This is a genomic window from Microbacterium sp. UBA3394, assembly GCF_002358725.1.
GTDB classification, from domain to species: Bacteria; Actinomycetota; Actinomycetes; order Actinomycetales; family Microbacteriaceae; genus Microbacterium; species Microbacterium luteum.
On the sequence record NZ_DEPK01000164.1, the window covers coordinates 3,288 to 14,650 of the forward strand.

8 protein-coding genes are annotated in these 11,363 nt (G+C 71.8%); 4 read left to right on the forward strand and 4 right to left on the reverse strand.

The annotated features are described in order from the left end of the window. From B4E30_RS09715 to B4E30_RS09730, 4 genes are all read left to right on the forward strand, one after another. A partial coding sequence (locus B4E30_RS09715; RefSeq protein ID WP_286795055.1) for a DUF6507 family protein occupies positions 1–237 on the forward strand: 237 nt, incomplete at its 5' end. Further along, positions 237–3,170 carry a hypothetical protein gene (locus B4E30_RS09720; protein ID WP_286795057.1) on the forward strand — a complete coding sequence of 978 codons (2,934 nt, stop codon included), beginning with the start codon at positions 237–239 and terminating at the stop codon, positions 3,168–3,170. The genes B4E30_RS09715 and B4E30_RS09720, both read left to right, overlap by 1 nt. Positions 3,171–3,380: 210 nt before the next feature. Further along, positions 3,381–4,007: an SseB family protein gene (locus B4E30_RS09725; protein WP_286795058.1), complete on the forward strand. Its 627-nt coding sequence runs from the start codon at positions 3,381–3,383 to the stop codon at positions 4,005–4,007. A gap of 520 nt (positions 4,008–4,527) precedes the next feature. Next, entirely contained in the window at positions 4,528–4,824 is a 297-nt protein-coding gene (locus B4E30_RS09730) for a hypothetical protein (RefSeq protein ID WP_286795059.1), read from the forward strand. A gap of 28 nt (positions 4,825–4,852) precedes the next feature. Here B4E30_RS09730 and B4E30_RS09735 read toward each other — a convergent pair whose 3' ends face one another. The 4 genes from B4E30_RS09735 to B4E30_RS09750 form a co-directional block, all read right to left on the reverse strand. After that, on the reverse strand, positions 4,853–5,233 hold the full coding sequence (locus tag B4E30_RS09735; protein WP_286795060.1) for a hypothetical protein: 381 nt from the start codon (positions 5,231–5,233) through the stop codon (positions 4,853–4,855). Next, the gene (gene eccCa, locus B4E30_RS09740; RefSeq protein ID WP_286795062.1) at positions 5,223–9,230 is read right to left on the reverse strand and encodes a type VII secretion protein EccCa; all 4,008 of its coding nucleotides are present in this window, start codon (positions 9,228–9,230) and stop codon (positions 5,223–5,225) included. Before eccCa ends, B4E30_RS09735 begins: the two co-directional genes overlap by 11 nt. Continuing rightward, entirely contained in the window at positions 9,227–10,003 is a 777-nt protein-coding gene (locus tag B4E30_RS09745; protein ID WP_286795064.1) for a hypothetical protein, read from the reverse strand. Before B4E30_RS09745 ends, eccCa begins: the two co-directional genes overlap by 4 nt. Further along, positions 10,000–11,363: EsaB/YukD family protein (locus B4E30_RS09750; RefSeq protein ID WP_286795065.1), on the reverse strand; the 1,364-nt coding region annotated here is incomplete at its 5' end. The genes B4E30_RS09745 and B4E30_RS09750, both read right to left, overlap by 4 nt.

The window sequence follows — 11,363 nt, forward strand, 5'->3', positions numbered from 1 at the left end:
GGCGCCGCCGTCACGGCCACGCAGTCCGGCGCGATCGCCGAGGCCGTGCAGTCCTACTTCGACACCGTCGAGTCGCCCCGTATCCAGGGCATGAGCGCCCGCATCAGCGCCGCCACCAGCGGTGTCGTGTCAGCGACCGAGGCCTACGTCACCGGAGACCTCACGATGGCCGCCGACGCGCAGGCAGCGAGCGTCGCCGCGATCACGCCCGCCTCCCTGCTGCTCGGGGCCGACTGATGCCGGCGGCGATCGACCCGGAACAGATCCCGGGCAGAGATCTCGACCCCGAGGCGATCGAGACCAACGCGGCGACGGTCACCTCGCTCGCGGGCACCGTGCGCGACACCGGCTCGCAGGTGCAGCTGTCGTGGCAGCGCATGGCCGGCGTCTACGAGGCCCCCGAGTCGGCGACCCTGCTGGGGCTGATGGATCCGGTCTCGAGCCAGGCGACCGCATCCGGCGACGGCATCGAGACGGTCGGCGGCGCGCTCACCGCCTTCGCCGCCGACGTGCGCCCGATCAAGGCGGAGCTGGATGCGCTGCGCCTGGAGGCGCAGACGTTCGCCGCCGAGATCTCCGGTGGCGTGAGCGTGCGCGAGCTGAACCCGGCCTGGGTGAGCACGCAGGGCTACCAGGGGTCGTGGAACGCGTACGGCGCGTACTCGTCGTCGTCGACGGGCGGCACCGCCACCGCGACGGAGGTCTCCCAGTACCGCACCGTCACGAAGGAGTGGCATGAGGTGCAGGAGTACGTCGACCGCAACAACGATCTGATCGCACGGGTCAATGCGCAGCAGGTGCTCCTGTGGGAGGCCGAGCGCACGTGCGCGAATGCGATCCGCGCGCTGTACTGCGCCGCGCCGTTGCGGGCGGCCACGAGCGAGGATGACGCGCTCGCCTACGGCATCGACGAGATCCCGGCCGGCACCGAGATGCCGTGGGGCGCCGAGGTGGAGCGCACCGAGGGGTGCGGCGAGGCGACCGTCAACGTCGTCTTCAAGGACTTCCTGTGGGAGGGCATCGCCGTCGGCGGCGTGTGGGGGACCGTCGAGGGCCTCGGCACGCTCGTGCTCGGCTACGACCCGTCGACGGGCGACTTCTTCTCCGGCGACGCCTACGGAGCGGCGTGGGGCAGCCTCGGTTCCCTCGCGCTGAGCGGGGTGATCGCGGCGACGCCGCCGCTGAACGTCCTGTTCGCGGTCGATGACGGGATGCGGCAGTTCGGCGGCGACGGATTCCTCCCGGACGAGGTCGCCGAGTTCAAGGACGGCCTGGACGAGACCGCGAAGAACACCGGCAAGGCGCTCATCGCATGGGACAAATGGGCGGATGACCCCGGCACGGCCCTCGGTGAGTCGGTCTTCAACGTCGGCACGATCCTCATTCCCGGCGGCGCCGCCGTCGCGGGTGTCAAGACGGCGGGCACGGCCGCGTCCGTGCTGTCGAAGATGGCGCGGTTCACCGACCTGATCGACCCGGGTGCCTGGGCGGTGAACGGCGCGGTGCGCGTGGGCGGCCACGCCTTCTCCGGCGTCGGCGACCTCGCGGCGCGACTGGATTCACCGACCTTCAGCGGCCTCGACGTCGTCGACCTCGGCGACGATCTCGGCCAGCCGGCGGTGCTGCGCGCCGACACCGGCCAGACGGCGATGACCGCCCTCGTGGACGAGCTGGGCATCGACCCGGATGCGATCGTGGCGCGCGTCGACGACGGAGTGCCCGTGCTGGAAGCCCCCGGCGTACGGGTCGAGCTGCCCGAGGGTGCGTTCGGTGACGCGGCCCAGGTCGGTGATGACGTCGGCCCCGTCCGTCCCGACGACTCCGCAGCCGAGGGTCACGCGGACAGTGGCTCGGGGTCCGCCGTCGATGGGGCCCACGATGACAGCGCTGTCGATGATGTCGCGCGCGATGGCGACGCCGATGGCGCTGATCAGGATGTTCGCTCCGATCAGGGTGCCGACGGTGGCGTGACGGACCGATCGGACGAGGGCTGGACCAGCACCGAAGACGAGAGTCTCTCGCTCTCACCAGACGAGCGTGCTGCCGTGGATGACTTCCTCGCGGGGTCCCACGGTGCAGAGCCGCGGATCACGACGGACGTGACGGGCATCCTCGGTACTCGGCCCGGCGTGCAGATGGAAGGTCTGGATTTCCGGCTCAAGGGCGACGAGTCGATGTACCGCAAGGTCGCGACGGCCCTCGATTCCGCGGCTGCGGGATCGGATGTGTCCGTGTCCGGCGTGCTCGCAAACGTCAAGGACTCCATCCGGTACACCGCAACCGTTCCGCACGATGGGTTCGCATCTACGGTCCGCTCCTCCCTGGACGACATGATCGACGCGGGGTACCAGCCCTACGGAGACTTCAAGAACTCCTGGGGCCGGGAGGGGTACCAAGGAATCAACAGCACCTGGTTCGACCCGGTGAGCGGTCGCGTCTTCGAGGTGCAGTTCCACACGGAAGCCAGCTTCGCGGCGAAGATGGAGACCCACGACCTCTATGAGCTGGAGAGACTTCCCGGGCAGTCTCCCGAGGTGGTCGAGGATCTGCGTGCGCAGCAGCAGGAGATCTTCGATCGTGTCGAGACCCCGCAAGGCGCGGCCGACCTCACCTGGCCCGACGACGCATTCGTTGTCGAGCGCGCTCCCGGAACGTCGCCTTCGATCATCGACACGACCGACGTCGGCGCGCGCGTCACACCCGAACAGATCGAGCGTCTCCGCTCCGACGGGTGGATGGTCGCCTTCTTCGACGAGAAGGCGTCGACCTCCTACTACGCCGGTCCTGCCGACACGCTCGGCGCGAGCGGGCGTCCCTTCTTCGTGATGCCCGCGGAGGACGCGGGGATCGTTCACAATGCGCACGACGCGGCCCGATACACCGGGATGTCGCCCGCGACACAGGCCGCTTACCTGAACGGCGAGAACGTCCACGGGTTGGCTTTTCCCACTGATGGCGTCGGCATCCGTCCCCCGCACGCAGCCGACGCGATGGGATGGCCGCACTTCCTCGAGGGCGGGCACACGGCCGTTCTCGGCGAAGGACCCGACGCAGGCTTCCTCCTGAATCCGACCCGGGAGTTCGTCATCGAAGGTGGGCGGCCCGTCATGCCGAGCGCTTTCCGCTTCGAACTCGTCGACGGGGAGTGGTTTGTGAGACGCGTGTGGTGATCGCCGCGCCCCCTTGGTCGGAGCAGGGTTGCGCGGTATGTCGAGCGCAATGGGAGCGAGGAGAACGCCCGCGCCACGTCGCTGACAATGCGGCAGATCGGTCGAGCTTGTACCGATGCGATGTCTGTGGGACGTGGTGGCTGATGACCGAGCGCTACGCTGTTGCCACAACGGCAGATGCGCTTGGCGAGACCTATGGGGAGTACGTGGATGTCTGAGCTGCGGCCCCGCACCGAGCTCGAGCGCTTGATGGCGCTGGCGGCGTCGGGCGATCTCTCGAAGGAGGAGTTGCTGGTCGGACTGCGGTCGTCGGAGGTCGTCGTGCTCATCCCCGCCGTGGAGACGCCAGCGCCGGATGCGCTGAACCCGATGGTCGTGCAGAACGGCGAGAACTGGTTCGTCGCGCTCTTCACCCACGCGGAGAGCGTGCCGTCGCACTTCGCCGCGGAACGTTCTGCTGTTGCCGTTCCGGCTGATCTCATCCTGCGGGGGCTCTCGCCGGAGGCTGGCATCGTCGTGAATCCGGGTTCTGCAGGCGGGTTCGAAGTGCCGGCCGGAGCGATCTCGGCGTTCCTCGCTTCCCCATCCACCGAGCGATACTTCGTGCGTCAGCAGGTTCGTGACGGTCAGCTCGTGCCGTATGCGCTTCTGCGTCGCTCGGCGCAGGGTGACCAGGTGCTCAAGGATGTGAACGATTGGCGGCCCGACCGGCAGGGCAGTGTGGATCGGGCGATCCGATTCCCCCACGACGGTGATCTCGAGGAGGTCTCCGCTGAGCGTGCCGCCGAGTTCATCTCGATGGTCGCCGAACGCGATTACCGGCCTTTCGCGAGGTGATGGACGTCGATGGCGTGCAGGGCCGGGCGATCGCAGGTCCGCCCCGGTACAACGCCGCCCCGGCGGGGGCGGTGAAGGCTGCCGCTGTCGTTCGTGGCGGGGAGACGGTCGGGTATCTGTACGTCGGGGTTGATGACAATGATTCCGCCGGCCTCGTCGCCACGCGTGCCGGAGACTTCCAGCCGGCGGGGTCGGGCTACTGGCTCGCGAAGCTGCGCGACCTCAAGCAACGGGGAGTGCCCGCCCCTGCAGCCATCGAAGGGCTCCTCGGCGTCAAGGGCCCGAATCCGCCGGAAGGGTCTCTCCCAGCCTTGAGGAGCACCCCTCGAAGGCGGATCTGGAACGCTTCGTCAATCCGGAGAGCACGTCATCGTCACGCAGAGTGCGCACGGCGTCACCTTCGCGTGACGAGATCGACGCCGCTCTCAGCGGGAAAGCGCCGATGACGCCACCCATCCGCGATCAGGTCGCGCAGCTGGACGATGCTCTGGCGCGGAAGCCCACGCCGGAGGCCATCGTCGTGACGTTGACGGACAGGGGAGATGAGCGCTTCTCCCCGGGGCAGAGCATCCGGGAGTCGGGTTACCTCACGGCTCGGCTTCTGCCGGTGGACCGGACGGTCCCCGGGGCGCGGTCAGTGGTCAGGCTGCGCGTGCCTCCAGGGATACCGGCTCTCTTCCAGCCGCCGCGTCAGCAGGGAGATTCGGGGATTCTTCTTCTCGCTCGGGGGATCGAGTGGGTCGTCGACGACGTGATCGACCTCCCGGGTCAGAAAGCAGTCGTGGGACACGTGATCGAGGTGAGCCCGACGCGATGACGCTTCAGCGACGTCTGTTGTCCCAGCCTCAGAGCAGGGGATCGTGGTCGATGTGCGCGCCCAGCGATTCGGCGAGGGTGTCGAGCACGGCGATGCCGATGAGGCCGCCCGGCGTCCACGGGGTGTAGGCATCGGTCCAGTACGCCGGTGTCGGCAGCGCGTCGAGCCCCCACTTCGGGCGCAGGCGTCGCACCTCGGCGAGGTCGGCGAGCGGTCGGGGGCGCAGCACGGTCAGGACGAGGTCGCCGTCGGCGGAGACCGTCAGCGCCGCGCCGGCGTCGAGCGCCTGCAGCACGAAGTCCGGCGATTCCCCGGTGGCGCCGAGGCGGTCGCGCACGATGGCGACGGCTCGTGCGACGGCGTCCGCCCCGACCGGCTCCGGAGAGACGAGTGTCGAGCTACGAGGCATCCGGCTGTTCCCGTCTGCGGCGGCGCAGCGGCGGCGCATCGGTGAATGGCGGTGTCTCCACCGGCGGCGTCGGCGCGGGAGCGGCATCCGCCGGTGTCGGCGTGAAGCGCGCCACCTGCACGAGGGCGGCGTGGCGGCCGCGGCGCGCGATGCGCCCACGGCCGGCGATCATCGGCTCGGCGTAGAGCTTGGGCAGCAGCTGCCCCTCGGCCCGATCGCCCGACATGACGAGCGTCGTGCCGCCGGTGTCGCGGATGCCCTGCAGGGCGAGGTCGAACATCGCCCGCGACGCGCCCGCCACCGGGCGGCTGACGACGACGTTCAGGCGCAGGTCGCGCGCCGACGCCAGATACGGCAGCAACGGCCGCAGGGGCTCGACGCCGCCGGCGGCCAGCACGTCGAAGTCGTCGGCGACCACGAGGATGCGCGGCCCGGTGCCAGGCCCCTCCACCTGGCGCTTCTCGAGCTCCTGCGCGATGGACTCCGCCAGCTGCCGCGCCATGCGCCCGGTCTTGGCGTGCCCGCCGAGGTAGGCGTCGGGCACATCGTCGACGAGTTCCCCGCGGGTGTCCATGAGGGCGACGACGATCTCCTCCGGCGAGTGACGGTCGATCGCCCCGTGCACGATCCCGCGCAGCACCGTCGTCTTGCCGGAGCGGCTGTCGCCGAGCACGAGCAGGTGCGGATCGGTCGCGCCCAGCTCCAGCAGCTCCGGCTCCATCGTGTCCTGCCGCAGCCCGAGCGGGATCGCGTCGGGTTCGGTGAAGGCGTCGGGCAGCTCGGCGGGGGCGAGATCGTCGGGCAGCAGGCGGATGGGCGCGGCCCCGGGCCCGCCCCACTCGGCCGCGCTGCGACGAGCGAGCGCCTCCAGCGCCTCGCCCACGTCGGCGGCGTCGACGTCGTCGAGCAGTGGCAGCGCCACCTGGGCGAGCAGCTTGTCGTCGGTGAGGATGCGACCGGGTTCGTCGGCGCGGAGGGTCGCGGAGAGCTTGCGCGCGATCTGCGAGTCGGCCGGGTCGTTCAGCCGCAGCTCGAGACGCGTGCCCACGAGGCTCTGCGCGTTCATCCGCAGCTCGTTGAATCGGGTCAGGGCGACGACCATGTGGATGCCGAAGCTTCCGCCGCGCTCCAGCAGCTGCGAGACGGCGCCGTCGAGGTCTTCGAAGTCGCCTCTCAGCGCGCCGAACCCGTCGATCAGCAGCACGACATCGGCCGAGGGGAGCTGCGGGAGGCGACCGGCGGCATGGGCGGCGCGCATCTCCGCCAGTGAATCGAGCCCGTGGTCCCGGAAGACCTGCTCGCGCACCGCGACCATCGCCGTGAGCTCCTCGACGAGCCGCTGGAGGCGTTCGCGGTGGCCACGCGTGGCGATGCCGCCGACGTGCGGGAAGTGCTCCAGCCGTGACAGACCCCCGCCGGTGAGGTCCATGCCGTAGATGCTCACCTCGCGGGGCGTGTGGGTGAGCGCGAGGGATGCCGCCAGCGTCCGCAGGAACGTCGATCGACCCGACTGCGGAGCGCCGGTGACCGCGACGTGCCCGCCGCTGCGCGAGAGATCGAGGTGCCAGGGCTCCTGGCGCTGTCGCGCGGGCTCGTCGATCACGCCGATCGGCGCCCGCAGGGTGCGGTGCTCGTCGGCGCGGGAGAGCACGCTCCCGAGCGTGACCCGGGGCGGGAGCGGTGACAGCCACACCGGTCGCGTGCGCTCGACGCCCTGCGCGAGCCGCGATGCGGCGACCTGCACCAGGGTGCGGCCCGTGGCGGGGCGATCCGGCTCGGTCGGCAGCTCGATCTCGGACTCTTCGGTGCCGGAGGGAGTCACGTCGTACGCGGGGAGCTCGCGGGCACGCGGAGCATCCACCACCTCCGGACCGTCGGAGGCGACCACCTCCGCAACGGGACCCGAGACGAAGCCGGCGCGGAACCGCGTGTAGACCGAGGTGTCGACCTTGAGGTAGCCGTAACCGGGGATGGCCGGCAGGTGGAACGCGTCGGGGGTGTCGAGCACGACCGCGCTCTCCGACTCCGAGAACGTGCGCAGGCCGATCCGGTACGACAGGTAGGTGTCGAGGCCCCGCAGCCGGCCCCCCTCGATGCGCTGACTCGACAGCAGCAGGTGCACGCCGATCGAGCGGCCGATGCGTCCGATCGTCAGCAGGAGCTCGACGAAGTCGGGCTCGGCGGTCAGGAGCTCGCCGAACTCGTCGATGACCAGGAACAGGTGCGGCAACGGCGGCAGGTCGGGGCGAGCCTCACGCAGCTGCCGGTAGTGCCCGATGGATGCGGCGTTGTCGGCCTCTTTGAGCAGGCGCTGGCGTCGCACGACTTCGCCGTTGATGCTCGCGCGAGCGCGTTCGGTCAGCTGCGGGTCGTCGGCGAGGTTGTCGATGATGCCGGCCACGTGCGGGAGCCGGGCGAACGGGGCGAACGCGGCACCGCCCTTGTAGTCCACGAGGATCATCGACAGATCGTCGGGGGAGTGGCTGAGGGCGAGCCCGAGGACGAGGGTGCGCAGCAGTTCGCTCTTGCCCGACCCGGTCGCGCCGATGCAGATGCCGTGCGGCCCCATGCCCAGCTGCGCGGACTCCTTCAGGTCGAGCATCACCGGCACGCCGCGGTCGTCGACGCCGATCGGCACGCGCAGGAAGTCAGCCGCCGACCTCGGCGTCCAGGCGGTGGCCGGCTCGAGCGCCTCGATGTCGCCGACGCCGAGCAGCTCGGTGACGTCGGGCACGTCGCCCGACTGCGCGTCCACGGCGCTCGTACGGGTCAGCCGCAGCGGGGCGAGCGGGCGGGCCACGGCCTCCAGCAGGGCCGTGCCGACCGCATCCACCGTCACGCCGCCGATCGTTTCGGTGCCCGCGCCTGGCGACTCGATCGTCGCGCCGTCGGCGTGTGCGGTGAGTCGGATCGAGACGGTGGCCGGCTCCTTCAGGCGATCGTCGACGAGATGCACGACGGTCACGCCGATGTCGGTGTAGTCCAGGGTCGCGTCGAGCCGGGGAAGGGTCGGCGCGGCGTCGGTGTCGGCATCCACGAACACGATGAGTCGCGCCGGCTTGCGGCGGCGCCCGGCACGTCGGGCGGCGGATGCGGTCGCGAGGCGGTCGCGCAGTTCGCCGCCGATGATCTGGAACAGGTCGGGCAGGCTCGGCGCGATGCGACGCACGCTGCCGGTCGCGGAATCGGCGGCAGCCGCCTGCACGTGCGGCAGCAGATCGAGTCCGCGCCACTGGCCGCGACGCTCGGCCGGCACGACGAGGGCCAGCTGCACGTCGTCGGGGGAGTGCAGCGCGGCGATCTGCGCGACGAGGGCGCGCACGGCCGAGACGGTCAGGTCGCGATCCCCGACGAGCGAGACCTGCCCGCCGCGCTCCAGGTCGATCACCGACGGCAGGGACGGAACGATTCCCGACAGGCGCACGAGCCTGTCGGCCGCGCCCTTCATGATCGGGTCGAACGGCTGCACCGGGTTCTGCTCGTCGGGCAGCCGCACCGGTAGCGCCCGCACGTCGGCGAGCCCCACCCGCACGCGCAGGAAGTCGGCGTCTCCCGGGCGACGTTCCCACCGCCGCGCGGCGTTCCCGGTCAGCTCGATGAGCGCCTGAGGATCCGGATGCTGCCGCCACATCGCCGTGCGGTGCTCGGCGGCACGCTCGGCCAGCCGGGCACGCGTGGTCTCGAGGTAGTCCAGGTACCGCTCTCTCTGCACCCGCCGCTGCCGAGCGGCGTTGCCCCGCGCGGTGAAGGCCATCGTGACGCCGCCGACGAGGGCGACCACGAGGATGACCGCGCCGACGACCACCATGATCGGGTTGTTGCGCAGCAGCACGATCATGGTGATCGACGACAGGCTGCCCACGATGGGAAGTAGCGACTGGATCGGGAACCCGCCCGCCGCCTCGGACATCGGCGGTGGTGGGGCCAGCACCAGCTCGTCGGGGGCCTCGACCGGTTCGGTGATGCGGGCCGGACGGTGCACGATGCGGGTCGTCACGAGCGGTCTCCGGCCATCAGGTCGGCGCCGAGGCCGAGCAGGGCGACACGGGTGGCGAAGCGGCGTGGGGCGGCGTCGCGGGCGAGATCGCGGTCGTGCGGGATGACGCTCACCGGCGTCTCCTTCCGGGCGGCCACGATGCGGGCGGCCGTGCCCGTGCCGCCGCGGTGGACGAGCGCGACGACGACCCGCGGGCTCTCCGGCAGGGCCGACAGTCCCGGGGCGAGCGACACCGCGGCCTCCGCCGACGCGCGATCGGCGTCGGCGACCAGCAGCACGGTGTCTCCGAGCGCTGCGCACGGTGCCAGGTCGGTGGCGGGATGCCGCCGGCCGAAGTCCGTGACGACGACATCGAAGAAGCGCGAGATCGGAGCGGCCTCGTCGAGCCACGCACCGACCGGGTCGGTGGCAGCGGCCGCGGGGGCGAGGCCGCGGGCACCCTCGAGCACGCGGGCGAGGTGCGCGGTCGCCTCGGCGCTCGTGCGGGGCGGTGCCGTGCGTGCGCGGTCGGGGTGGAGCCGCCAGTGCGCGGCCAGTGCGCCGTCGGCGGCGGCGTCGACGGCGAGCACGCGATCGCCGCGCGCCGCGGCGACGATCCGCACCAGGTGACGGGTGAGGGTGGTCGCGCCGGCCCCCGCTCCGAGCGAGATGACGCCGATCCGTCGCGCCGTCGACAGCGGCATGGCGAGCTCGCGCTGCCACTGCGGCAGCAGCGGGCGCCATCGTGCGGCACCGCCGAACAGCGCGGCCGGCAGCGGCGACAGGCGCGTCACGATACGCCCCCGAACATGCCGAGCAGCTCGGTGTAGACGCCGAACACCCCGAACAGCAGCGGGAGGAGGGCGACCACGGCGAGCATCTCGAGGGCGTTGCCGAGTCCGCGGAGCCGGGCGCGGGTGTTCTCCCGCGGGGAGACCAGGGCGAGGACGGCGATCCCGGCGGCGGCGAGCAGGCACACGGTCACCCCCCACGCGCCGGCGGGACCGCCGAGCAGGGTGAGTACGGCCGTCGCGCCGCCCAGCACGAGCGGCGACCAGAGCACCGCCGATGCGATCCGCAGCGGGAACGCCCGCGAGCGCAGCGCACTGGCGAGCGCGATCGCGAGGGCGAGCAGGGGACTCCACACCGGTGTGCCCAGGACGAGGGCCACGGTCGCGATCGTCGCGAACGCGCTCGTGATGGCCGTGCTCCACGTGAGCACGCTGTATGCGTCGTCGATGCGGTCTCGCGCCGTCGCGCGGTCGAGGCGCTCGCCCTCGGCGACGCGCTGATCGAGGCCGGTGAGGCCCGCGCTGCCCAGGGCGACCCACGGGAGCACGCCGGTGGCGAAGACCGCGACGACCCCGACCACCCCGACCGCTGCGGAGGTGCCGACATCCGCCACGAGCAGGGCGAGGACGAGAAGCGAGAGAAGGATCGCCATCACGCCGCCGGCGCCCGCGCCCACCCGCCGCAGCCCGCCGCCGATCGCAACGGCGAGCACGGTGCCGAGCAGCGCGAGCCCCACCCCGGCTCCCGCGACCGCGGATGCGACCGGGTCGACGTCACCCGAGACCTGCGCCGCGACGACGCTTGCGATGACGCCCGCGGGGATGGCGCATCCGGCAGCGGCCGCCGCGACGAGCACGGCGGCGGACCGCATCCGCAGCAGTCCGAGCGCGAGGGCGGCGGCGGTGACCACGATCGTGCTGCCGGCGAGCACGACCAGCGCGACCGTCGGTGAGGCGAACGGGGCGACGAGTCCGGCGGTCGCGGTCGCGATCGCGGCGGCGACGCCGGCGAGTGCGAGGCGCGAGCGCTCGTCCCACCGGTCCGAGCGCCGCGCGTGCGCGTCGGTGGCGGCGTCGGTGAGATCGATGACGGCCGGAGGAGGCGGCGCGGCGTCGAGCCGCACGAGGGTCAGCGACGTGCCGTCGAGCAGGTCGAGCTCCTCGCTCGTGCGCGCGAGGTCGAGCTGCTCGCCGTCGGGGCGCACGAGCACGGCCGGGTGGGTGACGGTGCCGGTCGGCTCACCGAGCAGATCGAGGATGGTCGGCAGCACGACCCCGAGCGGCTCCGCCCGCGGCACGACGAGATCCGCCCGGCGGGTGCGCCCGGCGACCGTGATGCGCGTGAACCCGGTCATCGGATCTC

Excerpts from the sequence above, each read along its gene's own strand:
- B4E30_RS09735 (WP_286795060.1), bottom strand. The coding sequence starts at position 5,233 with ATGCCTCGTAGCTCGACACTCGTCTCTCCGGAGCCGGTCGGGGCGGAC.
- B4E30_RS09720 (WP_286795057.1), top strand. The coding sequence starts at position 237 with ATGCCGGCGGCGATCGACCCGGAACAGATCCCGGGCAGAGATCTCGAC.
- B4E30_RS09725 (WP_286795058.1), top strand. The coding sequence starts at position 3,381 with ATGTCTGAGCTGCGGCCCCGCACCGAGCTCGAGCGCTTGATGGCGCTG.